Source organism: Actinocorallia sp. A-T 12471, assembly GCF_033875155.1.
GTDB lineage: Bacteria > Actinomycetota > Actinomycetes > Streptosporangiales > Streptosporangiaceae > Actinocorallia.
This window is the reverse complement of record NZ_JAWZTE010000003.1, coordinates 519,347-545,631: the sequence shown is the minus strand read 5'-3', so window position 1 is coordinate 545,631 and position 26,285 is coordinate 519,347. Positions and strand designations below refer to the sequence as shown.

The following is a 26,285-nucleotide window of genomic DNA, read 5'->3' as shown; positions in this document are numbered from 1 at the left end:
TGGTCAGCGGTCGAGCACCAGCGCCAGGCCCTGGCCGACGCCGATGCACAGGGAGGCGACGCCTACGCCGCTCCCGAGGGCGGCGAGCTGGTGCGCCACAGCCCCGGTGATCCGCGCGCCGGACGCGCCGAGCGGGTGCCCGAGCGCGATCGCGCCGCCGCGCGGGTTGACGATCGACGGGTCGAGCTCCGGCAGCGCGGCGAGGCAGCCGAGCGCCTGGGCGGCGAACGCCTCGTTCAGCTCGGCCACGCTCAGCGCGTCGAAGCCGACCCCGGCGCGGCGCAGCGCCCTGGTGACGGCCTCGACCGGTCCGAGCCCGAAGTACTGCGGCTCGAGTGCGGTGACGGCGCTGGCCCGCACCCTGGCGAGCGGTTCGCGGCCGAGTTCGGCGAGGCCCGCCTCGTCGGCGAGCAGCAGCGCCGCCGCACCGTCGTTCAGCGGGGAGGCGTTGCCCGCGGTGACGGTGCCGCCGGCGCGGAAGACCGGCTTCAGCTTCGCCATCGACTCAAGGGTGCCGCCGGTCCTGATGGTCTCGTCCCGCGCCAGCTCGACGCCCTTGACGGGGACGACCTCGGCGTCGTACAGCCCCGCGTTCCAGGCGGCGTCGGCCTTGGCGTGGCTGGCCAGCGCGAACGCGTCCTGCGCCGCGCGGCCGATCGTGTACTTGTCGGCGACAAGCTCCGCGCCCTCGCCGAGCGCGACCGTCCACTCCGCTGGCATCGCAGGGTTGACCAGCCGCCAGCCCAGGGTGGTGGACACCAGCTCCTGGTTGCCCGCCGGGAACGCCCGCTCCGGCTTCGGCAGCACCCAGGGCGCACGGCTCATCGACTCGACCCCGCCCGCGACCGCGATCGAGGCGTCGCCGACTGCGATCGCCCGGTATGCCTGGATGACGGCCTCCATGCCCGAGCCGCACAGCCGGTTCACCGTCGCGCCGGGCACGCTGACGGGCAGGCCCGCGAGCAGCACCGCCATCCGCGCGACGTCGCGGTTGTCCTCGCCGGCGCCGTTGGCGTTGCCGTAGATGACGTCGTCGATCCGGGCCGGGTCGAGGTTCGGGCTGCGCTCGATGAGCGCGCGCAGCACCCCGGCGGCGAGATCGTCCGGACGCACCCCCGACAGCGCCCCCGCGTACTTGCCGATCGGCGTACGGACCGCGTCGACCACATAGACGTCGCCCATCACCGCACCCCCTCCGGAACCTTGACCTTCGCGCCCGTCCGCTCGAGCACTTCGGCGACGGAGACGCCCGGGGCCGTCTCGACAAGGACAAAGCCGTCGGGCGTGACGTCGAGGACCGCGAGGTCGGTGATCACCCGGTGCACGCACGCCTTCCCGGTGAGCGGCAGATCGCACTCCTCGACGAGCTTCGCCGAGCCGTTCTTGGCGTTGTGGGTGGTCATCACGATGACGCGGCCCGCGCCGTGCACGAGGTCCATCGCGCCGCCCATGCCCTTGACCATCGCGCCGGGGATCATCCAGTTCGCCAGGTCGCCGCGCGCGGAGACCTGCATCGCGCCGAGGATCGCGGTGTCGATGTGGCCGCCGCGGATCATGCCGAACGACAGCGACGAGTCGAAGAAGCTCGCGCCCGGCAGCACCGTGACGGTCTCCTTGCCCGCGTTGATGAGATCGGGATCGACCTCCGCCTCACGCGGGTAGGGACCCACGCCGAGCAGGCCGTTCTCCGAGTGCAGCACGACGTCCACGCCCTTGGGCACGAACCCTGGGACCAGCGTGGGCAGGCCGATGCCGAGGTTGACGTAGGAGCCGTCGGTCAGCTCCGCGGCCGCGCGGGCCGCCATCTCGTTCTTGGACCAGGCCATCAGACCCGCACCGTCCTCTTCTCGATGCCCTTGTTCGCGGCCTGCTCGGGGGTGAGCGCCACGACCCGCTGGACGAACACGCCGGGCAGATGGACGTCCTGTGGGTCGAGCTCGCCGGGCTCGACCAGCTCCTCCACCTCGGCGACGGTGATGCGCCCGGCCATCGCGGCGAGCGGGTTGAAGTTGCGGCTCGCCTTGGCGAACACCAGGTTGCCGAGCCGATCGCCCTTCACCGCGTGCACCAGCGCGAAGTCCGTGACGATGCCTTCCTCGAGCACATAGGACTTGCCGCCGAACTCACGCGTCTCCTTGGCCGGGGACTGCACCGCGACCGAGCCGTCGGCCGCGTACCGCCATGGCAGACCGCCCTCGGCGACGGCGGTGCCGACCCCCGCCGGGGTGTAGAACGCCGGGATTCCGCACCCGCCCGCGCGCAGCCGCTCGGCGAGCGTGCCCTGGGGGATCAGCTCGACCTCCACCTGGCCGCCCAGATATCTGCGCGCGAAGGACTTGTTCTCGCCGATGTAGGAGCCGGTCACGCGCACGATCTGATCGGCCTCGAGCAGGATGCTCAGGCCGCTTCCGTCGACCCCGCAGTTGTTCGAGACGACCCGCAGCCCGCCTGGACCCGCCCGGTGCAGCGCCTCGATCAGCACATTCGGCACGCCGCTCAGCCCGAAGCCGCCGACGGCAAGGGAGGAGCCCTCCCCGATGTCGCGCACGGCCTCTTCCGCGTTCGCCACCACCTTGTCCATCTGCCCGCACCTCAATCTCCGAGGTCCACGCGGCGGGCCTCGGACGCGCCCCGACCGCATCTTCGGCCGAATTTCGCGCCAGGGGTTGTTCGCCTGGTGAACTTTCGTTCATAATGTTGCCAGGCTCAGTGTCCGCCGAGCGATCGGCGGATGTCAAGCCGAGATGACCCGGCCTGTGGAAAACCAGGTCGGTACTGTGATCGCCGACCTCGGGATCGACCCCGGCTCCGCCGGATCGGGTTCTGGGGTCGGTGTCGAAGGGAGGAAAGGGCGATGGGGCAGGAGACGTCGATCGCGACGGGGCCGCTCGAGCGCGGGCTTGAGGTGATCAACCTCCTCGGCCGCGCGCGCGATCCGCAGCGTCCGGCCGACCTGGTGAAGGCCACCGGGCTGGTCCGTTCGACGGTCGACCGGGTGGTGAGCACGCTCGTCCAGATCGGCTACGCGCGCTGGCAGGGGCGCGAGGTCGTCGCGGCCCCGCGCCTGATGGAGCTCGGCAACGCCTACCTCGAGGGGTCGGGGTTCGCCGAGTCGCTGGGTCCGATGGCGACGGCGCTCGCGGAGGAGCTCGACGAGTCCGTCTCGGTCGCGGTGCCCGACGGGGACGGGGCGCGTTTCGTCGTCCAGTCTCCGCGCAGGCGGGCCATGTCGGTGGCCTTCCGCGTCGGCGACCTGCTGCCCGCTGAGCTGTGCGCGCCAGGCCCGATCTTCGCGGCCGACTGGAACGAGGCGCGCTGGGCCAGGTTCGAGCGGCGGATCGAGACGGGCGGCGAAACCGACGATCCGGGCTTCTCGGTTCCGCTCGCCGTGCCGGAAGGCGGGGTCGCGGGGTTCCGTGAACGGGTGGCCGAGGCCGCGCGCGTCGGATGGGCCGCCGACGACCAGCTGATCGAGCCCGGCCTGATCGCGGTGGCGCTGCCGGTGCGGGGGCCGTCGGGGGCCGTGGAGTGCGCGCTCAGCGTCGTCAGCCACACCAGCAGGCACGACGTGGCGTCGCTGCGCGAGCGGGTCACGCGCGCCGCCGCCGAGCGGGTGAGCGCGATGGAGGAGGCGCTGCGGCGGCCGCGTCCGGGGGGAGTCCGGGAGCAGGGCACCGACCGCAGCCGCGACCTCAAGCGCGAGCTCGGGCCCGAGTTCCTCCAGTCGCTCGACCGCGGTCTCGCCGTCCTCGCCTCGCTCGGCGCGCACCCGGGGGGCCTCACGATCTCCGAGTCGGCCGAGGCGACCGGTCTGCCGCGTGCTACCGCGCGCCGCTCCTTGATGGCGTTGGAGGCGCTCGGCTATGCGCGCCTTGACGGTCGCCGGTATGTGCTGCTGCCCAAGGTGCTCGACCTCGGTTACGCCGAGCTGAGCACCCTCACCTTCGCGGACGTGGCCATGCCGCACCTGCGCGCGTTGGTGGACCGCGTCCAGGACTCGGCGTCCCTCGCCGTCCTCGACGGGCCGGACATCCGATATGTCGCCCGTGTTCCGGCGAGCCGGATCATGCGGGTCGCCATCGACGTCGGCACCCGCTTCCCGGCCTGGGCCACGTCGATGGGACGCGTGCTGCTCGCCGCCCTTCCCGAGTCCGAGCGCGCCGCGCTCCTGCCGACCACCACACCTGAACCGTTCACCCGGCACACCCATGTCCACCCCACTGAACTGCACAACCTGATCACCGCCGCGGCCGCCGACGGCCACGCCCTCGTCGACCAGGAACTCGACGAGGGCCTGCGCTCCGTCGCCGTCCCCGTCCGCGACTCCCGGGGCACCGTCATCGCCGCCCTCAACGTCGCCACGCACGCCGGCCCCGCCCCCGCCCCCGAAACCGCAGCCCGCCTCCTCCCCGCCCTCCGCCAAACCGCCCAAGCCTTGGAAGCCGACCTCGCCTCCTACCCCACCCTCCCCACCCTCTTAACCCCTCACCCCACCCACCCCACCCCAATCCCCACCCGCACCCGGTGGGCCCACCCCACCCACGCCTACAGCCCCCACGCCCACCCGGCCCCGCCCGGCTCGCGCTTAGCTCACGCACAGCTCACGCCTGGCCCACGCCTGGCCCACGCTCGGCCCATGCCCGGCCCACGCCCGGCCCGTGCCTGGCCCATGCTGGGTCAGTGCTCGGCTTGCACCTGTCCCGAGCCTGGCCCGTGCCCGGCCTGCGTTCGGTTCGCACCCGGCTCGTGCCCGGTCTGTGCTCGGTTCGCACCCGGCCTTCACCCGGCCTGCACCTGGCTCGTGCCCGGACTGCGCCTGGCCCGTGCCTGACTCGTGGTCGGCCTGTGCTGGGCCCGCGCCTGTGCTCGGCTCGGGCGTGGCTGCGGGTGCACTTGTGTCACGTCTGCGGCTGTGTCGCATGTGGCCCGCGCTCTTGCCTGTGCTCGCGCGCGCCGGTGAGTGTGGCTGCGCGGGTGCTCCGGGAACAACCGTGCGCGTGGTCGCACCTGTGCTGCGGCTGGGGGTAACCGCGTGCACGCGGTTGGTGGCTTGTGTTCGGTTTGGGGCTGGGTCGTGGTCGGGGCGTTGTTGGGTGGGGATTTTGTCCTTAATGCCTTTTTTGTCTAGGGGGTGGGGGTGGGTGGGGTGGTATGGGTGGGGCCGGAAAGGGTGGGGGGAGAATTTCGGGGTGAGAGGGATTGTGGGACTTTCCTTCGGAAGACGATCATGGGGGTGGACATGTCAGTGAAGAAGTAGAGCAACGAGTTAGGGAGTTCTCGTGACGAGTGAAGCGCCCGAGGTCAACCCGGACGTGCCGCAGACCGCGCGGATCTGGAACTACTGGCTGGGCGGCAAGGACAACTTCGCCGTCGACAGGCAGGTCGGCGACGAGATCCTGAAAGTGCTTCCTGACATGGCGCTCTTCGCGCGAGCCACCCGGGCGTTCCTGCGGCGGTCGGTGCACCACCTCGCCGCCGACCTCGGTGTTCGCCAGTTCCTCGACGTCGGCACCGGCCTGCCGACCGCCGACAACACCCACCAGGTCGCCCAGCGCGCGGACCCGTCGGCGCGGGTCGTCTACGTGGACAACGACCCGCACGTGCTCGCGCACGCCCGCGCCCTGCTCACCGGCACCGAGGAGGGCGAGACCGCCTACCTGGCGGCCGACCTGCGCGACCCCGACAACATCATCGCCGCGGCCGCCGACACCCTCGACTTCGCGCAGCCGATCGCGCTGCTGCTGATGGGCGTCGTCGGCCACATCACCGACGACGGTGAGGCCCGCGCGCTCGTCCGCCGTCTCGTCTCGGCACTGCCGAGCGGCAGCTACCTCGCTCTCTACGACGCGACCAACGTCATCGACCCGGCCTCGGCCGAGGCGATCGAGATCTGGAACCGCGACGCCAACCCGCCCTACGTCCTGCGCAGCCCCGCCAAGCTCGAGTCCTTCTTCGACGGCCTCGAACTGCTGCCCCCCGGCCTCGTCTCCTGCCCCCGCTGGCACCCCGAGCCCGGCGCCGACACCACCGAGATCGACGAGTTCTGCGGCGTCGGCCGCAAGCCCTGACGGACGTGCCGCGCCCGGCGAGCCCCCCTCGCCGGGCCCCGCGGCGTCCCCGTCCCGGGGGTGGTCGTCCCGGCCGTTCGGGCGGGATGAGACTGTGGGGGCATGGGCGTCGAGATCGTGAAGGTGGGCCCGGAGGCCGTTGACGACCTCCGGGAGCTGTGGCTGGAACTGCACCACCACCATCAGCGGGTCCAGCCCGGCTGGCGGTACAAGGACGACGAGGCGTCCTGGCTGGCGCGCCGCGCGGAGTACGGCGGCTGGCTCGACGGCGACGGCTTCGCCCTCCTCGCCCGCGAAGGCGACAAGACAGTCGGCTACGCCCTCGTGGAGGTCCGCACCGACCCCGACGACACATGGGTCAGCGCCGACCGCATCGCCCACATCCACTCCCTCCTCGTCCGCCCTGAGGGCCGCGGCCACGGCGTAGGCACAAGCCTCCTCGACGCCGTCGACACCGAACTCGCCGCCCTCGGCGTCAAGGACGTCTGGATCGACGCCCTCGCCGCCAACACCGACGCCATCACCCTCTACGAACGCCGAGGCTTCCGCCCCGCAGTCCTCTACCTGGCCCGCCTCACCACCTGACCGCACCCGCCCGGCGCGTCACGCCGGACGCGGTTCGGCGGCGCGTCATTCGGGTGCGGGAGGTTCTGTGGAGAGGGCTGTTTCTAGGTGGGTTGTGGCGGTGGTTAGGGCTGTGGTGAGGGTGGGGAGGGTGGTGGGGGTGAAGCGGGCGGTGGGGATGGAGAGGGAGATGCCGGCTATGGGGGGGCCGGTGGGGGAGTGGACGGCCATGCCGAGGGCGGTGAGGCCGGGTTCGGTGCGTTGGTCGTTGATGGCGAAGCCGCGGCGGCGGATGGTGGCGAGTTCGCGGGAGAGGGACTCGTAAGAGTCGGGGTAGAGGGCGGCGACTTCGTCTGGGGGGAGGGCGGCGAGGATGGCTTTGCCTGCGGAGGCGAGGTGGAGGGGGAGGGTGCGCCCTACGCGGTCGCCTACGCGGAGGAGTTGGTCGCATTCGACGGTGGCGATGATCCGCACCTCGTCGCCGGCGGGGACCATGAGGTTGGCGGTCTCGTGGGTGCGGTCGACCAGGTCGCGTAGGCGGGGGAGAGCGAGGCGGCGGAGGAGGGCAACGGGGGCCTCGGTCAAAGGGGTGGGGCGGAGGAGTTTGCCGGGGGCGTAGCGGCGGTCGGGGAGCTGTTCGGCGAAGTCGCGGTAGACGAGCATCGCGAGCAGGCGGTGGGCCGTGGAGACGGAGACCTCAAGGCGTTCGGCGGCGTCGGTGACGCGCAGGGGCCCCTCGTGCTGGAGCAGGGCCGCGAGCTGGAGCGCGTGGTCCACTGAGCTGATCGCGTACGGCGGTTTGTTCCTCACAGCAGAAAAGTCTATCCCTCACCACGGAAAACGGGGCAAGCTCGGGGAGCCAGCGAACGAACATGTCCGCCGAGCGATCGGCGGGCCGAGCGAAGGACGTCCGATGACCGTGACGATCCCCGTCTCCGACGCGCCCGACCAGCCGGAACGGACCCCGGAGCTCGAAGCCCTCTACCAGGGGTTCGAATCCGAGCTGCTTGTCCCGCTGTGGACCGAGATCGGCGACCTGATGCCCGCCGAGCCGCGCTCCCGGGCGCTCGCCCACGTGTGGAAGTGGAAGAACCTGTACGCGCTCGCCGAGCGCGCTGGAGACCTCGTCCCGGTGGGCAGGGGCGGCGAGCGCCGCGCGATCGCGCTGGCCAACCCGGGCCTGGGCGGCCGCCCCTTCGCCACTCCGACGCTCTGGGCCGCGATCCAGTACCTGAACCCGGGCGAGGACGCCCCGGTCCACCGCCACACCCAGCATGCGTTCCGTTTTGTGGTGGAAGGCGAGGGCGTCTGGACCGTCGTGAACGGCGACCCGGTGGCGATGCGGCGCGGCGACTTCCTGCCGCAGGCCGGGTGGAACTGGCACGGCCACCACAACATCACCGACCGCCCGATGGCGTGGATCGACGGCCTGGACATCCCCTTCCAGTACGCCACGGACGCGACGTTCTTCCAGTTCGGCCCTGACCAGGTCGAAACCCGCGAAGCCCCCGAACGCTCACGTTCCGAGCGTTTGTGGGCGCACCCTGGCCTGCGCCCGCTCACCCGGGTGGCCCCGACCGGCGTCGGCACCCCGCTCCTCGCCTACCGCTGGGAGCACACCGACCGCGCGCTAAGCGAGCAGCTCTCCTTGGAGACCGAAGGCCACCCCGTCACCCTCGAGCCGGGCCACGCCGCGATCCGCTACACCGACCCGCGTGACGGCGGCGACGTCATGCCGACGATCCGCGCCGAGTTCCACCGCCTCGCCCCAGGCACCCAGACGGCCAGGGCCCAGGAGGTCGGCTCCTCGGTCTACCAGGTGTTCGACGGGTCCGCCGAGATCACCGTCGGCGACCGCAGATGGCACGTCGAGCGCGGCGACATGTTCACCGTCCCGTCCTGGCAGCCGTTCTCGGCCGCGTCCGAGCACGGCCTCGACCTCTTCCGGTTCAGCGACGCGCCGGTCTTCGAACGGCTCGGCCTGCACCGCGACACCCGACCCACCCACCAGGAGGACTGACCCATGCGTCTCGCCACCGTCCGCACCGGCGACGCCACCAAGGCCGTCCGCGTCACCGACCCCGGCCTTGTCGACCTCGGCTTCCCCGACGTCAAGGCCCTGCTGGCCGCCGAAGACTGGCAGGCCAAGGCGGCCGCAGAAGGCCCCCTCGTGCAGGCCGACGGGTACGCCCCGGTCATCCCCGACCCCGGCAAGGTCATGTGCGTCGGCCTGAACTACCGCACCCACATCCTGGAGATGGGCCGCGACCTGCCGGAGCACCCGACCCTGTTCGCGAAGTTCACTGACGCCCTCATCGGCCCGGAGGACGTGATCCAGCTCGCGCCCGAGTCCGACGCGCACGACTGGGAGGCCGAGCTCGTCGTGGTCGTCGGCAGGACCGTGCGCCGCGCCGACGACGCCCAGGCCGCGGCCGCGATCGCCGGGTTCACCGTCATGAACGACGTGACGATGCGCGACTGGCAGTTCCGCACCCGCGAGTGGCTCCAGGGCAAGACCTTCGAGGGCACGACCCCGCTCGGCCCGGTCCTGGTCACCCCCGACGAGCTGCCCGGCGGGGTACGTCCCGCGCTGGAGATCTCCTGCTCGGTCGATGGCGAGGAGATGCAGCGCGCCAACACCGGCGACCTGGTCTTCGACCCGGTGGCCCTGGTCCGCTACCTGTCGACGATCATGACCCTGCGCCCCGGCGACGTGATCGCCTCGGGCACCCCCGGCGGCGTCGGCCACGCCCGTAAGCCGGCGCGCTATCTGCAGGCCGGTTCCAAGGTCGTCACCGAGATCGAGCACATCGGCCGCCTGGAGAACATCGCGGCCTACCCGGAGGCGTCGTGACGGCCCGCGCGTGGATGGACGAAGGCACCGCCCTGTTCCTCAGCACCCTGGACGACCTCTCAGACGACGACCTCGACGCGCCCAGCGCGCTCCCAGGCTGGACCCGTAAGCATCTCGTCGCGCACGTCCACTACAACGCCGAAGCCCTCCGTCGGCTGGTGAGCTGGGCGGCTACGGGCGTGGAGAACCGCATGTACGCGGGTCCCGAGCAGCGCAACGCCGAGATCGAGGCGGGCGCGCTGCTGCCCGCCGCACGGCTGCGCGAGATGGCGCACGCCTCGGCCGCCGCCCTTGCCGCCGACATGGACGCCCTGCCGGAGGCGGCATGGGGCAACCCCGTCGTGACGGCCCTGGGCCGCACGGTCCCGGCTGCGGAGACGCCGTGGATGCGGACCCGCGAGGTGTCGATCCACGCGGTCGACCTCGCGGCGGGCGCGTCCTTCGCCGACCTCCCGCAGGAGGTCAACGCGGCCATCGCCGCCGACGCCCTGGCCACCCACGCCGCGCGCGGCCACGCCGCCGACCTCGCCGCCTGGCTGACCGGCCGCGCCGATCGGGCCCCGGCCGTCGGCTCCTGGATCTGAGAAAGAGAGACGATCATGACCGATGTTGATGTTGTGGTGGTCGGCGGCGGCATCGGCGGCCTCGCGTCCGCCTACGCGCTCGCCAAGTCGGGCAGGCGCGTCAGGGTGCTCGAGCGCGCGGAGGAGTTCGCCGAGGTCGGCGCGGGCCTCCAGATGGCCCCGAATGCGACGCGCGTCCTGAAGGAGTGGGGCCTGTTGGACGAGGTCCTGAACAAGGGCGTCGCCCCGCGCCGCCTGCTGTTCAAGGACGCGGTAGACGGCTCGGTCCTCACCCGCCTCGATCTTGACGACGCCTTCGTCGCGCGTTACGGCGCGCCGTACGTCGTCATCCACCGCAGCGACCTGCTCGACATCCTCGCCGACGCCTGCCGCGCCGCGGGGGTCGAGCTGCTTTCCGGCAGCAAGGTCGACGACGTCGAGAACATCCCCGACGGCGTCGTGGTCCGCACGGGGTCCACCGAGCACTCCGCCGGCCTCGCCATCGCCGCCGACGGCCTGCACTCCACGCTCCGCGCCCGCCTGTCGGACGACGAGCCCGTCTGTTCCGGATATGTCGCCTACCGTGGTGCGTTCCCGACCTCCGAGCTCGGCCGCGAACTCGACGCGGACGCCCTCAACGAGGTCGTCGTCTATCTGGGCCCCGGATGCCACCTCGTGCAATACGCGCTGCGCGGCGGCGAGATGTTCAACACCGTCGCGGTCTTCGAGTCGCCCGCGTGGAAGCGCGGCGAGGCCGAGTGGGGCGGCCCCGACGAGCTCGACGCGGTCTTCGACGGCATGTGCGAGGAGGTCCGCACGGGCCTGAGATCGCTGTGGCGGGTCCGCCGCTGGCCGATGTACGACCGCCTCCCGATCCCCACGTGGATCGACGGCAGGGTCGTGCTCACCGGCGACGCCGCGCACCCGATGCTCCAGTACCTCGCGCAGGGCGCGTGCCAGGCCGTCGAGGACGCCTACTCGCTCGCCGGGCACCTCGCCAAGCAGGACACCGACGAGGCGCTGCTGGCCTACCAGGCGGAGCGGACGGCGCGTACCGCCCGCGTCCAGACGACGGCCCGTCTGTGGGGCGACATCTGGCACGTTGACGGCGTCGCCCGAGTCCTGCGTAACGAGCTGTTCCTCAAGCGCGACCTTGACGACCCCGTCTATGTCGACTGGCTCTACAAGGTCTGACGCTACGGAAGCAGGACGAGCCGGATGGGGTCGCCCTCCTTGTGCTCCAGCGCGCGCACGGCCTGGGCCGCGTCACGCAGCGGGTAGGCGCCGCTGACTGAGCGGGCGAAGTCGAGCCGTCCGCCCTCCACGAGGGCGACGAGCTTGGTGACGTCGTCGGCCTCGGAGCCGTAGTGGCCGCGCACCTGCTGGCGCAGGTAGCTGAAGCGTGTCCCGTCGGTGAGGGTGAGCGGCTGGTCGGTCAGCCCGACGAGCACGAGCCGCCCCTCCTCGGCGAGCACCTTCGCGGCCTGTTCCCGCACGGGCGCGACCCCGGCGAAGTCGAATCCGACGTCGAGGCCGCGCCCGCCGGTCGCCTCGCGGACCTTGGCGGAGAACTTCCAGTCGGCGGGGTCGAGGGCGAGGTCGGCCCCGAACTCGATGGCGCGTTCGCGCGCGGCGGGCAGCGGGTCGGCCGCGACGATCGGGTGGGCCCCCATCATCCGCAGCAGCTGCACGGCGTGCGCGCCGAGCCCGCCGACGCCCCACACCCCGGCCGCCTCGCCGGGACGGGTCAGCCCCGTCCGCGTGATCGCCGCCCAGGGCGTGGAGACGGCGTCGGGGATGAAGCACGCCTGCTCGAAGGGCAGGGAGTCGGGGATGGGCACGAGCGTCTCGACCTTGGCGAGGGCGTATTCGGCCCATCCGCCGTCGTAGTCGACGCCCCGGGTGAGCACGACCCCGTCGGGGGTGCGCTCCCCGGCCTGCAGCAGGACCCGGTCGCCGGGCGAGGCCGCCGTGACGCCGGGGCCGAGCGCGTGCACGGCCCCGGCGACCTCGTGTCCGAGGGTGACGGCCTCGCCCTTCAGGTACAGCGGCCGGAGCATCCCCTCGATGAGGTGCACGTCGGACAGGCAGACCCCGGCCGCCGCGACCTTCACCAGCACCTCTCCGGGGCCGGGCGCGGGGATCGGGACCTCGACGATCTCGAAGTCCTTCGTGGCGACGTCGAGCCGCCCGGCAAGCATGGTCCCGCCCATGATCCCCCCGTCTCCGGGACGCGTTCCGCCCCTTCCACCATGGTAGGAACCGGGGCATGACGGTCAGTCGGGGAGGGTCCCGGTGTGCGTGAGCAGCGGGTCGGCGGGCGCGCTCGGCAGGGTGGCCGCCCAGCTCGCCCGGACGCCCGAGTCGGTCTCGCCGTGCAGGACGGCGGTCGCCAGGCGCGGATGGCGGTCGGTGAGCCGCCACAGCTCCTCCCACTGCGGGAGGGTGAGGGTGAGGCCGTACAGCGAGGGAAAGTCCGGCAGCACTTCGAGGTCGGTTACGGGGGACTGTGCGACGTCCAAGGAGATCAGCTGAGGGTTGTCGCGCAGGTACGCGAGCCGGATCGGGGTCGTGGTCGCCACGGACAGGCGGCGCAAGGTGGGGTGCCCGGCGAGGGGCGAGAGGTCGGCGTCTCCGGTGACCGAAAGGAACTCCAGCGGGAGGTCGGCGAGCGGGGCGAGGTCGGTGGCGCCGCAGACCAGGGTCAGCGACCGCAGCAGCGGCGCGCCCGCGAGCGGCGCCAGGTCGAGCGGGCCCGACCCCGCCCTGATGGACAGGCGCTGCACCCTCGGGTCGGGCAGGGGCAGGGGGCTCGCGGCGAGATCAACCACTTTGCGCCGGGCCGTGATGAGCCCGGTGTGCCAGCGGTCGGCGTCGAACTCGAGGAACACCTCGTCGGTGAAGCCGTCTTCGAGCGTGTACGCGCCGTCGCGCAGCCAGGAGAGCTGAACGCGCAGCAGTTCGGTGACGGAGTCGGCCACATGGACTGGCCCGTCGTCTATGTCGCCGCCCGTGCACACCACCTGCCCCGGACGGCCGAGCCTGGCGGGCGCGAGGTCGACCAGCAGGTAGTTGCCGTCGTCGTCATAGGCGAACGGGATCCACGCCTCGTGGGTGCGCAGGCGTCGGACGGTCTCGGGCGGTTCGGCGTCGAGGACCGGGGGCTGTCCGCGCATGGCGGTGTGGGAGATATAGCCGTGTTCGCCCGGGATCTCCTCGGGGGGCAGCCAGCGCCAGTGGAAGCCCTCGTCGTGGTGGCCCGCCTCGTACAGGGCGCGCAGGTCGGCGGGCAGGGCGCGGTCGATCCTGCGCTCGATGTCGTCGAGGAGTTCCGGCGCGGTGGGGGTGCGGGTGAGGGGCGGCCGGCCGGTGAGCCGCGCGACCTCGGCGAGGTACTCCGCCATCAGACGGACGGCCTCGGCGGGATCACCCGCGGGGGTGTCGTCCTCCGGACCCGGCTGGACGTGGCCGGGCGCGGGCAGGCCGAGGTCTTCTTCGAGGAGGCAGTAAGCAGCGCTCTGGCCGTGCTTCGACCTCGGCGTCACCACGGCCTCGTAGCCGCCGGACGCCTCAAGGGTCAGCAGCAGGTCGAGCCCCGGCGTCGGGCCCTTCGCCAGCTGGACGAGGTCCGCGATCTCCGTCTCGACGCCCTCCAGGGCCTGCCTGCGGCGTCCTTCCGGGGTGGTGTGGACGACGTAAGCGGCCCCGCGCAGCCCCGTCGCGTGCGCCCGCACGACCGCCCGCGTCCAACCGGCCGGAGCCGTCCGCGCGACCGAGGCGGCAAGCCTGCCGGAGACCTCGATGAGCCGGGCACGCCGCTCGCTGTCCATGATCCTCCCCGTGGTGGTGATCCGCGGCGGAGGACAGCGACCATGATCGCATGACTCGGCGGGGTTTTCGCCGGAAACGCCGAAGGCCCGCCCCCTGGAAGGGACGGGCCCGTGGCGGTGCCGTCAGACGATCAGGGGGTCGCGGGGTAGGCCGAGGATGCGCTCGCCGATCTGGTTGCGCTTGATCTCCGAGGTGCCTCCGGCGATCGCCATGGCCCGGTGCCACAGGACCATGCCCGCGGCGAGCCCGTCGCCGTCGGCGAAGGCGGTCTGCTGGCCGCCCAGCTCGGCGAGGATCGCCGACGCCTCGTGCCCGTTCTCGCTGATCACCAGCTTGGCGACGTTGCCCTCGGGGCCGGGTCCCGCGCCGGTGACGGCACGGTGCGCGGTCCGCAGGTTCATCGCCCGCTGCGCCTCGTCGGCGGCCAGGTACCTGCCGAGCCGTCCCGGACCGCCCGTCAGCCGCTCGGGCGCGGCGTCGAACGCGGTAAGGAACACCGCGTGCGGGATCGCCATGCCGCCCTGGCCGCCGCCGATGCTGACGCTCTCGTTGCCGAGCGTGGCCCGCGCGACGGTCCAGCCCGCGTCGACGGGTCCGACGACGTCGGAGTCCGGCACGAACACGTCGGTGAAGAACACCTCGTTGAAGTCTGCGCCGCCGGTCGCCTGGCGCAGCGGCCGCACCTCGACGCCGGGGGCCTTCATGTCGATGACGACTGTGGTGATGCCCTTGTGCTTGGGCGCGTCGGGGTCGGTGCGCACGGTCGCGAGGCCGTAGGAGGCGAGGTGCGCGCCGGACGTCCAGACCTTCTGGCCGTTGAGAATCCAGCCGCCGTCGGTGCGGGTCGCCCTCGTCTTGACGCCCGCGGCGTCCGATCCGGCGTCCGGCTCGCTGAACAGCTGGCACCAGATGACCTCCTGGAGGAGGCCCTGGCGCACCCAACGGGCCACCTGCTCCTCGGTGGCGTGCTGGGCGAGGGTAAGCAGCACCCATCCGGTGATCCCGTAGGCGGGCTTGCGCAGGCCCGCCGCCTTGAACTCCTCGTCTATGACGAGCTGCTCTACGGCCTTGGCGTTGCGTCCGAAAGGCTGCGGCCAGTGGGGGACGGCGTATCCCTCGTCCACGATCGCTGTCTTCTTCGCGGTGTCGTCAAGATCCTTGATCTTGGCGGCGAACGCGCGGACCTCGGCCCGGAACGTCTCGGCCTCGGGCGGCAGCTCCACCGACCGCTCCAGCTTCACGCCCGCGCGCGAGTGCGCGGTGACGTCCTGGGCGGCGGCCTCGGCCGACAGCAGCGCGGCGACGGCCTCGGCGCGCCGGATGTACAGGTGCGCGTCGTGCTCCCAGGTGAACCCGATGCCGCCCTGGACCTGCATGTTGAGCTGTCCGTTGCGCTGCGCGGCGGGCAGCGCGAGGGTCGCGGCGATAGCGGCGGCGTAGGAACGCTCGGCGGGGGTCTTGGTGCGGGCGGCGTTCCAGACGGCGGCGGTGGCCATCTCGGCGGCGACGAGCATGTTCGCGCAGTGGTGCTTGACCGCCTGGAATGTCGCGATCGGCCTGCCGAACTGCACGCGGATCTTGGCGTACTCGGCGGCCAGGACCGTGGTCTCCCGGGCGATCCCGGTGGCCTCGGCGGCGAAGAGCAGGCGGGCGAGGTCCGTCAGGAGGGCGCAGCCGCCGGGGATCAGCGTCGCGGGCGCGCCGGACAGGGTGACGCGGGCGGCGCGGCGGGTCCGGTCGAGGTTGCCGGGGACCTCCACCGCGACGCCGTCGCCGGCCCGCACGACCGCGACGTCCGCGCCGGAGACGACGAGCATGACCTGGGCGAGTCCGCCGCCGATGACGGCGCCGGCGTCACCGTCGGCTTTGCCGTCCGAGACCGTCACCGAGCCGCCGAGCGCGACCGCGCCGACGATGGACCCGTCGGCGAGGCCCGGCAGCAGCTCGGCTTGGAGCTCGGCGGGCGCGGCCTCGGCCAGGAACGCCGAGGCGACGGCGGACGGCACGAACGGCCCTGGCGCGATCGCGCGGCCCAGCTCCTCCACGACCACGACGAGTTCCGGCAGCCCGAAGCCCGACCCGCCGTGCTCCTCGGGCAGGTGCAGGCCGAGCCAGCCGAGGCCGCCGAGCTCCGCCCAGAACGCGGGCAGGCCCTCTTCCTTCGCGTCGAGCAGGGCGCGCGCCGCCCCGCGTGCGTCGCGCCGCCGCAGGAAGTCCGCGACGGTTTCCGCGAGGGATCTGTGCTCTTCCGAGATGGCAATCGACATGGCCCGAACCTTATACGGTATGGCGTAGGTCGCCTAGACTCTGGCGGTATGTTCCGTAAGTGATCGCTGATCGCCACTCCGTCTCTTACACTCTTAAGCGCACGCACCGGCCGGGAGAGGCAATGCACGCCGACGCCAAACTCGCGCTGCGCACCGCGCGGCGCATCGAGAAGGAGATCGCCGACGCGGGATGGCCCGTGGGCGCGCCCCTCGGCTCGGAGGAGGAACTGCGGGTACGGCTCGAGGTCAGCAGGTCGGTCCTGCGCGAGGCGCTCGTCCTCGTGGAGCATCACAGGGCCGCGCGGATGCGGCGCGGCAACGGAGGCGGCCTGTACGTCACCGCGCCCGACCACGGACCCGCCACCCGCGCGATCATCCTCTACCTGGAGCACGGCGGCACCAGCGTCGCCGACCTCGTCAGGGCGCGGCTGCTGCTCGAACCGCTCGCCGCCGCCGGGGCCGCCGCCCGCCTCGGCGAGGACGACATCGCGCCGCTGCGCGCCAAGGCGATGCCGCCAGGTCAGCGGCCCGGCGCGCCCGCCGACATCCCCGCGATGGACGTCTTCCACGCCACCCTCGGCGAGCTGTCCGGCAACCCGGTGCTCAGGCTGTTCCTGCACGTCCTCATCGCGCTCACCGACAGGTTCGCCGCGGGGGAGGTCGCCGGAAGGGCCGCGCCCGTGGGGGAGTCCGTCGAACAGGCCCGTAGACGGATCGTGGAGGCCGTCGTCGCAGGCGACGCCCATGAAGCGCGCTCGGCCACGACCCGGTACCTGGAAGGCGTCGCCGGGTACGTCGCGGCGCACCCGTCACGCGACCGCGCGCTGCGGCAGGACAGGCCCGCGCCAGCCCCCGACGGCGACGCCAAGATGAGCGAACTGCTCGCCGTCCGCGTCCACAATGAGGTGGTGCATCGGGGCTGGCCCGTGGGGGAGTTCCTGGGGACCGAGACCGAGCTCCTCACCAGGTACGGGGTCAGCAGGGCGGTGCTGCGCGAGGCGATCCGGGTCCTCGAGCACCACGCCGTCGCGACGATGCGGCGCGGGCCGTCCGGGGGGCTCGTGGTCACCGAGCCTGAGCCTTCGGCGGCGGTGGAGATGATGGCCCTCTACCTCGACTACCGGCGCGCCACCCGCGAGGACCTGCACGCGGTACGCGAGGCCATCGAACTCGGCTGCCTCGACCTCGTGCTCGCCCGCCGCGCGGAGCCGCGCGTCGCCCGGCGGCTCGCGGCGGCCGTGGAGGCGGGGCGCGACGACGCCGCCTCCGGACGCGTCACCTTCACCGAACTCGCCGACCTCGCGGGCAACCCCGTCCTCACCCTGTTCCTGCACATCGTCACTGAGCTGGCCGGACGGCACCTGCGCGGGATGCGCGCCGAGGGCGGCGCGGTGCCCGACGCCGTCGAGCTGTCCCGGTGGTCGCGGCGCTCCTACGCGCGGGTCGCCGAGGCCGTCATCGCCGGAGACGACTCCCTGGCCAGGCACCGCGCGCGCCGCGAACTCGCCGAGGCGTTCGCCCGGCTCTACTGACCGTCGGGCAGGCCGAGGGCGCGGCGCGCGAACGACAGCAGGTCGGCGCGGATCTCCTGCCGGACGGCGTCGTCGGGCTCGGCGCGCAGCAGGGCGAGGGTCTCCCAGGTCGCGGCGCTGATGAGCCGGGCGTCGGCCTTGGGCCTAGCGCAGGTGAGCGCGCCCGCGTCGGCCCCGTCCCGCAGCGTCTCGGCGAGCAGCGCGATCAGCGGGCCGTAGGTGTGGCGCGCGTCGTCGGCCGAGTGCCGGGGCGCGGAGTTCGCGGCGAACACCTGCGCCCTGCGCGCCTTCGACGGGCTCAACGCCAGCGCGAGGATCTCGTCGACCCACGTCACCAGCGCCTCGGCGGGCGTCGGCGCCTCCCGCACGGCCCGGGTGACGGCGGCGGTGAACCGCGCGGCCTCACGCCGGAACATCGCGGTGATCAGCTCGTCCTTGGACTCGAAGTGCCGGTAGAACGACCGCCGCGCCACCCCCGCCTCAGCGAGCACGTCCGCGACGGTCACATCCGAATACCCCTTGCGCCGCACCGCCCGGAACGCCGCCTCAAGAATCAGCTCAAGCTCCTCAACCTCCCCATACCGCCGAGGCCGACCGGGCCCCACCCGCCGCCCGTCCGACACCTCTCCGCCATCAACCTCAAACCGAGAACCCACCCCCCGACCCTACCGACCCCCCACAACCCCCCACCCACCCATCATCCGCCGGGGCCCGCCCACGATCAACGGGCCCCGACCGCCGTACCGCCCGAACTCAGCCGAACAACTCGTCCGCGCTCTCCGCGGTCGCGGCGCGCCTGAGCCACCGCGCGAGCTGGTCCGCGTCGGTCGTCTCGCTGATCAGCCGCCGCTGCTCCTCGCTGAGCGCGATCCCACGCCCATCGAGCACGATCAACAGACTCTTCACCGCCCCCTCCGCCCGGCCCTCGGCGCGGCCTTCAGCACGGCCTTCGAGGCGGGTCTGGGAAACGTAGTCGTAGGGCTTGGTCGCCATGAGGGTTCTCCACTTCTGGCGGGCCGGGCCCTCGCCCAAACCGCCCTCGGTGAACTCGGCCAGGTGGATGGCCTGGCTCAGGTCGATGGTGGCGAGCGAGGCCGCTAGCACCTCAAGTATGACATCCGCGCGCCGGGAACCACCGTGGACCAGCGCGGACAGGACGGTGAGGGGCACGTCGCGGACGGCCTCCTCGGTGGTCGTGATCACCGGGACGTTGTCCGGCCCGAGCACCAGCGGGCGGACGGTCATGGACCGCCACGAGCGCGGCCCGATCTCGAACGGCTCGGCCGCCCAGCGCGCCGTCGTGGCCTTCCGGCACGTGACGACGAGGGAGACGTCGCACGCGTAGACGTCCTGGAGGTGGGCGATGTAGCGGGCCCATCTGCGGTGCTTGTTGTCCGAGGGGTCGGTCTGGGCCTCGATGATCATGATCATCGGTCCGTCGGGGGAGTCGACCCGCAGGAGGGTGTCGGGCCACCGGGAGATAGGGGACAGTTCGGTGAGATCGGTGCTGAGGATCTCGATCTTCTCGGGGGTCGGCATATCGAGGTTGAGCACGCTTTCCAGGACACGGATCACCAGGCCGGTGTCTTCCTGGAAAATGCGGTGCAGCGCCTCATGCTGGGAACTGGGCACGGCGTGATGCTACTGAGGGTTGTGGTTTGGGTGTGGTGCGTATCCGTAATGTCGTTTGTGCTGGTGGGTGGGGGGATTGGGGGGTGTGGGGTTGGGTTGGGGGGCGTTCGGTTAGGGGGAGGTGGGTGGAGAAGAGGGTGTGGCCGGGGGTGGAGGTGACGGTGAGGTCGCCGCCGTGGCGGTTGACGATGATGCGGTAGGAGATGTCGAGGCCGAGGCCGGTGCCCTGGCCGACGGGCTTGGTGGTGAAGAAGGGTTCGAAGATGCGGTGTCGGATCGCCTCGGGGATGCCGGGGCCGGTGTCGGCGATGTCGACCCTGACGCGGTCGCCGTCGCGCGCGGTGCGGATGGTGAGGGTGCCTGAGCCGTGCATGGCCTGGACGGCGTTGTCGATGAGGTTCGTCCAGACCTGGTTCAGCTCGCCCGCGTAGATCGGGACGGGCGGGAGGGTGCGGTCGAAGTCGGTGACGACCTCGAGGCCCTCCAGCTTGCCGTTGAGCATGACGAGGGTGCTCTCCAGCCCGGTGTGGATGTCGGCGCGTTCGAACGGCGAGCGGTCCATGTGGGAGTACTGCTTGGCCGCCTGGATCAGCCCGGAGATCCGGTTGACCGAGTCGGTGATCTCGCCGAGCAGCAGTTCGGATTCGAGCGTGTAGGCGAGCCAGCGGAGCGAACCTTCGAGGAGGTCGGGCGGCGCGTCGGCCTCGACCCGGTCGAGGAAGTCGGTGCCGAGCCCGGCCGCGACGAAGATCGGCGCGGTCTCCCAGGGCGTCCCGCAGTCGTGGTCCTCGAGCCAGTCGGCGATCTCGTCCTCGCGCTCGGACTCCTCGACCGCGCTGAGCTGCGGCGCGTCGGCGATGCCGCGGACGGCCTCCTCCTGCACGTCGACAAGGAGGGTGAGCAGCCTCGGGTCGATCTGCCCGTGCGCGAGCATCGCGAGCTTGTGCCGCATGCCCTCGACCCGCTCGCGCAGCCGCGACGTGGCCCGCACGGCCGCCGCGGCGGGGTTGTTGAGCTCGTGGGTGAGCCCGGCGCTGAGCGAGCCGAGCGCGAGCAGCTGCTGGCGCTGGTTGACGATGGTCTGGCTGTTGGACAGGCCGAGGAACAGGCCCTCGAGCAGGTGGGTGGCCATCGGGAACCAGGTGCGCATCAGCCAGGCGAAGTCCTCGCTGGGCAGCACGAAGAACCTGCAGTCCGAGCACGCCTTCACCGACGCGGGGTAGCCGGTCTTCTGTTCGGCCCCGATGTAGGACCGCACCGCGCCCGCGTACACGCCGACCTGGTCGGTCCGGTTGGTCTCGACGTCGTCGACGCCGATCCTGCGGCTGAGCGCGATGGTGCCGGAAAGGAGCAGGACGAGGTAGTCGCCGGGTTCGCCCTCGGTCATCACGATCGTGTCGGCGGGGGCCGAGGCGGTCCAGCCGTGCTCGGCGATCCACCCGAGCTGCTCGTCGTCAAGGGATTCGAACAGGAACAGCCCGCGCAGCTCCTCGGGCGTCAGGGTGCCGTCGCGTTCGGCGAGGCTCATGACGACCCCAGGTACCGGTGCGCGAGCGAGACCGCCATCGCCCCGTCCCCCACGGCCGAGGCGACCCTTTTGACGGACTCAGCACGAACGTCCCCGGCGACGAACACGCCGGGGAGGCTCGACTCCAAGGGCCACGGATCACGTTCCAGAGGCCACCCTCGCGGCATCCGCCCATCTACGACGAGGTCGGCACCGGTCCTGATGAAGCCGTGCTCGTCGCGTTCGACCACGTCGGCGAGCCAGTCGGTGCGGGGCTGCGCGCCGATGAACACGAACATGTGGCTCGCCTCGACGCGCTCCTCGGCCCCCTCGGGAGTCCGCAGCGTCAGCCCCTCGAGGTTGTCCGATCCGTGCGCCTGCGCGACCGTCGTCCCGAGCCGCACCCGGACGTTGCCGATCGCCCTCAGTTGCTCGATCAGGTAGTACGACATGCTGTCTTCCAGCGACCGCCCCCGCACCAGCAGGGTGACCGACTTGGCGACCCGCGAGAAGAACACCGCGGCCTGCCCCGCCGAGTTCGCGCCGCCGACGATGTAGACGTCGTCGCCCTGGCAGGAGGCCGCCTCGGTCATGGCGGAGCCGTAGTACACGCCGCGTCCGGTGAGCTCCGCGACGCCCGGGGCGTCGAGCTCCCGGTACTGCACCCCGGTCGCGATGATCACGGTGTGCGCGGTGATCTCGCGGCCGTCGCCGAAGACGAGGACCCGGCCGGGACCGTGCGCGCGCAGGCCGACGGCGTCGCGGCTGGTGAGGATCTCGGTGCCGAACTTGACGGCCTGGCGGCGCGCCCGGTCGGTGAGCTGGCCGCCGCTGACGCCGTCGGGGAACCCCAGGTAGTTCTCGATCCGGGACGACTGCCCGGCCTGCCCCCCGGTGGAGTACCGCTCGACAAGGAGCGTCCGCAGCCCCTCCGACGCCCCGTACACGGCAGCGCCGAGGCCGGCGGGCCCGCCGCCGACGACGACGAGGTCGTACAGATCGGTCTCCGGGGTCGTCGCCAGCCCCACGGCCGACGCGAGCTGCCCGGTGGACGGCGCGACCAGCGCCCCTCCATCGGGCGTGACGACCACGGGAAGCTCGGCCGTCGGATCGAGGTTCGCGGCCTGGAGCAGCCGCAACGCCTCGGGCTCGTCGATCTGGAACCACCGGTAGGGGACGGCGTTGCGGGCGAGGAAGTCGCGCACCTTGAACGACGGGGGCGACCACCGGTGCCCGATGACCTTGGTCTCGGCGGCGTTGATGTCGGGCGCGTCGAGATAGGAGTCGATCATCGCGTCGACCACCGGGTACAGCTTCTCCTCCGGCGGGTCCCACGGCTTGAGCAGGTAGTGGTCGACGTCCACCACGTTGATCGCCGCGATGGCCGCGTCGGTGTCGGCGTAGGCGGTGAGCAGCGCGCGACGGGCCCTGGGATAGATGTCCATCGCCGTCTCAAGGAACTCGATGCCCGACATCTCCGGCATCCGATAGTCGGCGAGGATCACCGCGACCCTCGCGCCCTTGAGTTTCAGCTCCTTCAGCGCGTCGAGCCCGGTCTCGGGCGTCTCCGCCCTGATCACCCGGAAGTCCTGCCCGTACTTGCGCCGCAGGTCCCGGGCCACGGCCCGGGACACCGACGGATCGTCGTCCACCGACAGGAGGACCGGCCGCTCCGCGTCGCTCATGGGTGGCTGAAGTCCTTGAGTCCGTCGACACGGAAGCCCGTGTCGTCCTTGTAACACCAGGTCCAGTCCTCGCCGGGCTCGTAGGAGCTGATCAGCGGATGGTCGGTGGTGTGGAAGTGCGCGGTGGCGTGTGTGTTCGGCGATGAGTCACAGCAGCCGACGTGCCCGCAGGTCCGGCACATCCGCAGATGCACCCAGCGTCCCCCGGTACGCAGGCAGTCCTCACAGCCTTCAGACGAAGGCCGGGCGTCGGCCTTGATCTGATCCAGGTGTGTGCAGGTCTGTCCCATGAAACGATCATACGTTCCGGTCGTGTCACAGGTCACCGCGCGGGGGGCCGATAATGGCCGAGGTGACCAGCCTTTTCACCCCCGGACCCCTGCTCTATGCCGTCGTGGTGGGCCTCGTCCTGCTGGCGGCGGCGGTCGCGGCCCTCGCCGGGCTCGGCCACGGCAGGGCGGCGATCACCGCGGGGGCGAGGGCGGCGGTCCAGCTCGGCGTCGTCGCGCTGCTGATCAGCCAGGTGGCGACCCGGCTGTGGGCGACTGTCCTGTTCGTCGTCGCGATGCACGCGGTGGCGGGCTACACCGCGGCCTCCCGGGTGGGCGACGCCTCGCGGCCCGGCGCGTCGGGGGCGTGGTGGCGCGGCCGGGCCTGGTGGGCGGTGCTGCCGCTGCTCGGCGGGACGGTGCCGGTGCTCGCGCTGCTGCTCGGGACGGGTCTCGTGCCGCCGCAGGGACTCGCGGTGATCCCGGTCGCGGGCATCCTGGTCGGCGGGGCGATGACCGTCACCGCGCTGTGCGGACGCCGCTGCCGCGACGAGCTCGAAACCCGCAGGGGCGAGGTGGAGGCGGCGCTCTCCCTCGGCTTCAGCGACCGCCAGGCCGCCCTGGAGATCTGCCGCCCTGCCGCCGCGACCTCCCTGATCCCGGCCCTCGACCAGACCCGCACGGTCGGCCTCGTGACGCTGCCCGGTGCCTTCGTCGGGATGCTGCTGGGCGGGGCGAGCCCGGTCCAGGCGGCGGTGGTCCAGCTCGTCGTCCTCGCGGGGCTGCTCGCGGTCCAGTCCGTCGCGGTCGCGCTGACGACCGAGCTGTCCGTGCGCGCCTTCCGCTGACGGGTCCGTCGGCGGGTCATGTGTGACACAGGCCACCATAAATCCTACTTTGCAGGTCTGGAAATCGGGCTTATTGATCGTTAATGTCCTCTGCGCCAGCGGAGATTTCCTCCGAAGTATCGGCATTAAAGGGAACACAGTGATCAGTTCGATCGGCCCTGCCGGTCTGCGAACGCGCGTCGCGGCGGCCTTCGCCGCGCTCGTGACCGCCGCCGGGCTCGCCGCCGCGCCCTCCGCCCCCGCCCTCGCCAAGCCCTCTGACGGCTTCACCAACCCCGTCACGGCGGGCGTCGTCGACACCTTCCCCGACCCCGCGATCATCAAGGCCAAGGACGGCCTCTGGTACGCCTACGGCACCACGAACGGGGTGTTCAACGACAAGGGCGACACCCGGGAACGCATCCTGCCCGTCGTCCGCTCCGCCGACATGGTCAACTGGAGCTTCGTCGGCGAGGTCTTCACGTTCGCCGACCGCCCCTCCTGGTGGCCCTCAGGCACCCGCCCCTGGGCCCCCGACATCCGCTACGTCGACGGCGTCTACCACCTGACGTACTCGCTTTCCACGGGCGGCGTCGGCCTCGCGACGAGCCCCAGCGCGGCGGGCCCCTGGACGGACCGGGGCCGCCTCATCCCGGCCGGCGGAAGCGGCTGCCCCACCGGCAACATCGACCAGTCCCTGTTCACCGACGTGGGCGGCCAGCACTACCTGTACTGGGGCAGCTACGACACCATCTGCGTCGCCAAGACCAACGCCGACGCCACCGCGCTCGTCGGCCCCGTCACCCAGATCGCGCGCGGCCGCCGCGCCGAAGGCGGCTACGTGGTCCGCCGCGACGGCTGGTACTACCTCTTCTACTCCGACGGCGGCTGCTGCGACGGCGCGTTCAGCGGCTACACCGTCAAGGTCGGCCGGGCCGACAACCCCCTCGGCCCCTTCGTGACCCCCAGCGGCCTCGACCTGATGGACCTGACCAGCAAGGACGGCATCGTCCTGGCGTCCAACGGCGACACCTGGGCGGGCCCCGGCCACAACTCCTTCCAGACCGACCTTTCCGGTCAGGACTGGCTCGTCTACCACGCGATCCCGACCGCCAACCCCGACCTTCCCCCGGTGACCGGCCCTTGGGGAGGCACCCTCAACAACCTGAGCCGCCGCCCGATGCTGATCGACAGGCTCGACTGGATCGACGGCTGGCCCGTCGTGCGGGCGGGCGCGGGTCCGTCGAGCACCCGGCAGCAGGCCCCGGTGACCGAGTTCGCCGAGGGCGGCGACTTCAACGGCCAGAACCCGCTTTCCGGCTGGTTCACCGACTGGAAGATCGCCACCGACCCGGATGCGGGCGGCCACCTCGCCTCCCCGGCCTCCGGAGCCTCCCTCCAGCTCGCCAAGAAGCAGGTCAAGGGCGACGTCCGGATCGAGGGCGACCTCCGGCTCGGGACCGGCACGGGCGGCGCCGCCGGGCTCGTCGTCGCGCACAAGAACGACAAGAACTCGGTGATCGCCTGGATCGACCGTGCGCGCGGCCTGTTCACCGTCGCGACGACGATCAAGGGCGTGACGACCGAGCAGACCGCGCCGCTGCCCGCCGGATTCGCCTACACCGCCTGGCACAACGTCGCAGTCGAGCGGCGCGGGAACGCGATCACCGCCGCCCTGTCGGCGGACCGGCTGCGCGACCCCGTCGCGGAGATCACCCTGACGCTGCCGTCCGGCGCGCCCGACTTCGGCAGGATCGGCGCGGCCACCAGCGGCGGCAGGGTCGACGCCGACAACCTCGGCGCGGCCGACCTGTACAAGCCGGTCACCCAGCGCGCTCCCGAGCCGCAGCCCGGAACCCCGCTGACCGCCCACTCCGACGAGTTCGACGGCACAGGCCGTCCCGAGGTCTCCGACGCCGCCTGGAGCTGGATCAGGGGCGAGAAGGCCACCGCGGCGGTGACCGGGGGAGGCGTCCTCACCTGGCCCACCCAGGCCGCCGAGCTGTACCGCAACGACAACAGCGCGTCCGTCCTGCTGCGCGACGCCCCCGACGGCGACTTCCTGGTCGAGACCAAGCTGACCTTCGACGGACGGACCGGCAACCAGCAGGCGGGGATCGTCCTCTACGAGAACGACAACCGGTTCTTCAAGCTCGCCCACTCGATCCTGCCGCTCCAGAACGGGGGAGGGGCGTTCCTGCACCAGACCGAGTTCAACAAGGAGGCCGAACGTCTCACGGCCACCCCGCCCGAGGCGGTCTACAGCGGTCCGATGTTCGGCGGGCCCGCGACGTCGGTCCTGTGGCTGCGCCTCGCCTACACGGTGGTGGACGGCGAGAACCGCGTCAGGGCCGCCTCCAGCACCGACGGCACGCACTGGACGTGGGCGGGAGCCTGGTCCACCCCCTACCGGACCAAGCCGAGGATCGGCCTGGTGTCCATGAACGCGGCGGGGGCGACCGCCCAGTTCGACTATGTCCGGACGTTCCGGCTCGCCGGGTCATGAAACGACAAGGTGCGGATATTCCTTAAGCGCCGGTAAAGGCGCAGAAAAGCGAAAGCGCGTCCGTCGGATTTCCGGTGGACGCGCTTTCGCCGCTGATCCCGCGAACCGCCGGCTAATGGCGGAAGGTGTCTCGGCGGATCGCGGGAGATCTTCTGTTGTCGAGGGGCTGTGCGGGGTTCT

The 26,285-nt window shown here is 71.9% G+C and carries 22 protein-coding genes; 10 read left to right on the top strand and 12 right to left on the bottom strand.

From position 1 onward, the window contains the following. Positions 1-3 precede the first annotated feature (3 nt). From R9X44_RS11480 to R9X44_RS11470, 3 genes are read right to left on the bottom strand one after another with little or no spacing between them, the layout of a single operon-like run. Complete coding sequence (locus R9X44_RS11480; RefSeq protein ID WP_319814043.1) at positions 4-1,182, bottom strand: acetyl-CoA C-acyltransferase; 1,179 nt, start codon at positions 1,180-1,182, stop codon at positions 4-6. Beyond that, entirely contained in the window at positions 1,182-1,826 is a 645-nt protein-coding gene (locus tag R9X44_RS11475; RefSeq protein WP_319814042.1) for a CoA transferase subunit B, read from the bottom strand. Before R9X44_RS11475 ends, R9X44_RS11480 begins: the two co-directional genes overlap by 1 nt. Further along, the gene (locus tag R9X44_RS11470; protein ID WP_319814041.1) at positions 1,826-2,581 is read right to left on the bottom strand and encodes a CoA transferase subunit A; all 756 of its coding nucleotides are present in this window, start codon (positions 2,579-2,581) and stop codon (positions 1,826-1,828) included. The genes R9X44_RS11475 and R9X44_RS11470 overlap by 1 nt, the downstream gene beginning before the upstream one ends. A 273-nt stretch (positions 2,582-2,854) precedes the next feature. Here R9X44_RS11470 and R9X44_RS11465 point away from each other — a divergent pair, with 273 nt between their 5' ends. From R9X44_RS11465 to R9X44_RS11455, 3 genes are all read left to right on the top strand, one after another. Then, positions 2,855-4,831 carry an IclR family transcriptional regulator C-terminal domain-containing protein gene (locus R9X44_RS11465; RefSeq protein WP_319814040.1) on the top strand — a complete coding sequence of 659 codons (1,977 nt, stop codon included), beginning with the start codon at positions 2,855-2,857 and terminating at the stop codon, positions 4,829-4,831. A 448-nt stretch (positions 4,832-5,279) separates the two neighbouring features. Continuing rightward, positions 5,280-6,068 carry an SAM-dependent methyltransferase gene (locus tag R9X44_RS11460; RefSeq protein WP_319814039.1) on the top strand — a complete coding sequence of 263 codons (789 nt, stop codon included), beginning with the start codon at positions 5,280-5,282 and terminating at the stop codon, positions 6,066-6,068. A gap of 102 nt (positions 6,069-6,170) precedes the next feature. Then, positions 6,171-6,653 carry a GNAT family N-acetyltransferase gene (locus tag R9X44_RS11455; protein ID WP_319814038.1) on the top strand — a complete coding sequence of 161 codons (483 nt, stop codon included), beginning with the start codon at positions 6,171-6,173 and terminating at the stop codon, positions 6,651-6,653. Between the two features lie 45 nt (positions 6,654-6,698). Here the strand turns inward: R9X44_RS11455 and R9X44_RS11450 are convergent, their stop codons facing one another. After that, positions 6,699-7,442: an IclR family transcriptional regulator gene (locus tag R9X44_RS11450; RefSeq protein ID WP_319814037.1), complete on the bottom strand. Its 744-nt coding sequence runs from the start codon at positions 7,440-7,442 to the stop codon at positions 6,699-6,701. A gap of 103 nt (positions 7,443-7,545) precedes the next feature. Here R9X44_RS11450 and R9X44_RS11445 point away from each other — a divergent pair, with 103 nt between their 5' ends. From R9X44_RS11445 to R9X44_RS11430, 4 genes are read left to right on the top strand one after another with little or no spacing between them, the layout of a single operon-like run. Continuing rightward, positions 7,546-8,652 (top strand): cupin domain-containing protein, encoded by a 1,107-nt coding sequence (locus R9X44_RS11445; protein ID WP_319814036.1) that lies wholly within the window; start codon positions 7,546-7,548, stop codon positions 8,650-8,652. A 3-nt stretch (positions 8,653-8,655) separates the two neighbouring features. Continuing rightward, positions 8,656-9,486 carry a fumarylacetoacetate hydrolase family protein gene (locus R9X44_RS11440; protein ID WP_319814035.1) on the top strand — a complete coding sequence of 277 codons (831 nt, stop codon included), beginning with the start codon at positions 8,656-8,658 and terminating at the stop codon, positions 9,484-9,486. Next, on the top strand, positions 9,483-10,070 hold the full coding sequence (locus tag R9X44_RS11435) for a maleylpyruvate isomerase family mycothiol-dependent enzyme (protein ID WP_319814034.1): 588 nt from the start codon (positions 9,483-9,485) through the stop codon (positions 10,068-10,070). The genes R9X44_RS11440 and R9X44_RS11435 overlap by 4 nt, the downstream gene beginning before the upstream one ends. A gap of 15 nt (positions 10,071-10,085) precedes the next feature. Next, on the top strand, positions 10,086-11,243 hold the full coding sequence (locus R9X44_RS11430; RefSeq protein ID WP_319814033.1) for an FAD-dependent oxidoreductase: 1,158 nt from the start codon (positions 10,086-10,088) through the stop codon (positions 11,241-11,243). A 2-nt stretch (positions 11,244-11,245) separates the two neighbouring features. On the opposite strand, the gene R9X44_RS11425 is transcribed toward R9X44_RS11430, so the two are convergent. The 3 genes from R9X44_RS11425 to R9X44_RS11415 form a co-directional block, all read right to left on the bottom strand. Beyond that, positions 11,246-12,262: a zinc-binding dehydrogenase gene (locus tag R9X44_RS11425; protein WP_319814032.1), complete on the bottom strand. Its 1,017-nt coding sequence runs from the start codon at positions 12,260-12,262 to the stop codon at positions 11,246-11,248. Positions 12,263-12,325: 63 nt separating this feature from the next. Then, a complete protein-coding gene (locus R9X44_RS11420; protein ID WP_319814031.1) occupies positions 12,326-13,879 on the bottom strand; it encodes an SMI1/KNR4 family protein in 1,554 nt (517 codons plus the stop codon). A 123-nt stretch (positions 13,880-14,002) separates the two neighbouring features. Beyond that, positions 14,003-16,147, bottom strand: a complete 2,145-nt coding sequence (locus tag R9X44_RS11415; RefSeq protein WP_319814030.1) for an acyl-CoA dehydrogenase — start codon at positions 16,145-16,147, stop codon at positions 14,003-14,005. A 122-nt stretch (positions 16,148-16,269) separates the two neighbouring features. Between R9X44_RS11415 and R9X44_RS11410 the strand changes: the two genes are divergently transcribed. Then, the gene (locus tag R9X44_RS11410; RefSeq protein WP_319814029.1) at positions 16,270-17,679 is read left to right on the top strand and encodes a FadR/GntR family transcriptional regulator; all 1,410 of its coding nucleotides are present in this window, start codon (positions 16,270-16,272) and stop codon (positions 17,677-17,679) included. Here R9X44_RS11410 and R9X44_RS11405 read toward each other — a convergent pair. The 5 genes from R9X44_RS11405 to R9X44_RS11385 all read right to left on the bottom strand — a co-directional run bounded on the left by R9X44_RS11405 (position 17,673) and on the right by R9X44_RS11385 (position 22,793). Further along, entirely contained in the window at positions 17,673-18,284 is a 612-nt protein-coding gene (locus R9X44_RS11405) for a TetR/AcrR family transcriptional regulator (RefSeq protein WP_319814226.1), read from the bottom strand. The two genes, R9X44_RS11410 and R9X44_RS11405, sit on opposite strands and share 7 nt — an antisense overlap. 148 nt (positions 18,285-18,432) lie before the next feature. Beyond that, entirely contained in the window at positions 18,433-19,311 is an 879-nt protein-coding gene (locus R9X44_RS11400) for a hypothetical protein (RefSeq protein WP_319814028.1), read from the bottom strand. Next, positions 19,292-20,839: an ATP-binding protein gene (locus R9X44_RS11395; protein WP_319814027.1), complete on the bottom strand. Its 1,548-nt coding sequence runs from the start codon at positions 20,837-20,839 to the stop codon at positions 19,292-19,294. The genes R9X44_RS11400 and R9X44_RS11395 overlap by 20 nt, the downstream gene beginning before the upstream one ends. Beyond that, on the bottom strand, positions 20,836-22,503 hold the full coding sequence (locus tag R9X44_RS11390) for an FAD-dependent oxidoreductase (RefSeq protein ID WP_319814026.1): 1,668 nt from the start codon (positions 22,501-22,503) through the stop codon (positions 20,836-20,838). Before R9X44_RS11390 ends, R9X44_RS11395 begins: the two co-directional genes overlap by 4 nt. Beyond that, a complete protein-coding gene (locus tag R9X44_RS11385) occupies positions 22,500-22,793 on the bottom strand; it encodes a UBP-type zinc finger domain-containing protein (RefSeq protein ID WP_319814025.1) in 294 nt (97 codons plus the stop codon). The genes R9X44_RS11390 and R9X44_RS11385 overlap by 4 nt, the downstream gene beginning before the upstream one ends. 53 nt (positions 22,794-22,846) lie before the next feature. Between R9X44_RS11385 and R9X44_RS11380 the strand changes: the two genes are divergently transcribed. Both R9X44_RS11380 and R9X44_RS11375 read left to right on the top strand, forming a co-directional pair. Next, positions 22,847-23,620 (top strand): ABC transporter permease, encoded by a 774-nt coding sequence (locus R9X44_RS11380; protein WP_413774930.1) that lies wholly within the window; start codon positions 22,847-22,849, stop codon positions 23,618-23,620. Between the two features lie 139 nt (positions 23,621-23,759). Continuing rightward, complete coding sequence (locus R9X44_RS11375; protein ID WP_319814023.1) at positions 23,760-26,105, top strand: family 43 glycosylhydrolase; 2,346 nt, start codon at positions 23,760-23,762, stop codon at positions 26,103-26,105. The last annotated feature ends 180 nt before the right edge of the window (positions 26,106-26,285 follow it).

Coding starts and splice junctions, on each gene's coding strand:
- R9X44_RS11480 (WP_319814043.1), bottom strand. CDS start 1,182: ATGGGCGACGTCTATGTGGTCGACGCGGTCCGTACGCCGATCGGCAAG.
- R9X44_RS11475 (WP_319814042.1), bottom strand. CDS start 1,826: ATGGCCTGGTCCAAGAACGAGATGGCGGCCCGCGCGGCCGCGGAGCTG.
- R9X44_RS11470 (WP_319814041.1), bottom strand. CDS start 2,581: ATGGACAAGGTGGTGGCGAACGCGGAAGAGGCCGTGCGCGACATCGGG.
- R9X44_RS11465 (WP_319814040.1), top strand. CDS start 2,855: ATGGGGCAGGAGACGTCGATCGCGACGGGGCCGCTCGAGCGCGGGCTT.
- R9X44_RS11455 (WP_319814038.1), top strand. CDS start 6,171: ATGGGCGTCGAGATCGTGAAGGTGGGCCCGGAGGCCGTTGACGACCTC.
- R9X44_RS11445 (WP_319814036.1), top strand. CDS start 7,546: ATGACCGTGACGATCCCCGTCTCCGACGCGCCCGACCAGCCGGAACGG.
- R9X44_RS11440 (WP_319814035.1), top strand. CDS start 8,656: ATGCGTCTCGCCACCGTCCGCACCGGCGACGCCACCAAGGCCGTCCGC.
- R9X44_RS11430 (WP_319814033.1), top strand. CDS start 10,086: ATGACCGATGTTGATGTTGTGGTGGTCGGCGGCGGCATCGGCGGCCTC.
- R9X44_RS11425 (WP_319814032.1), bottom strand. CDS start 12,262: ATGGGCGGGACCATGCTTGCCGGGCGGCTCGACGTCGCCACGAAGGAC.
- R9X44_RS11420 (WP_319814031.1), bottom strand. CDS start 13,879: ATGGACAGCGAGCGGCGTGCCCGGCTCATCGAGGTCTCCGGCAGGCTT.
- R9X44_RS11415 (WP_319814030.1), bottom strand. CDS start 16,147: ATGTCGATTGCCATCTCGGAAGAGCACAGATCCCTCGCGGAAACCGTC.
- R9X44_RS11410 (WP_319814029.1), top strand. CDS start 16,270: ATGCACGCCGACGCCAAACTCGCGCTGCGCACCGCGCGGCGCATCGAG.
- R9X44_RS11395 (WP_319814027.1), bottom strand. CDS start 20,839: ATGAGCCTCGCCGAACGCGACGGCACCCTGACGCCCGAGGAGCTGCGC.
- R9X44_RS11390 (WP_319814026.1), bottom strand. CDS start 22,503: ATGAGCGACGCGGAGCGGCCGGTCCTCCTGTCGGTGGACGACGATCCG.
- R9X44_RS11385 (WP_319814025.1), bottom strand. CDS start 22,793: ATGGGACAGACCTGCACACACCTGGATCAGATCAAGGCCGACGCCCGG.
- R9X44_RS11380 (WP_413774930.1), top strand. CDS start 22,847: ATGGCCGAGGTGACCAGCCTTTTCACCCCCGGACCCCTGCTCTATGCC.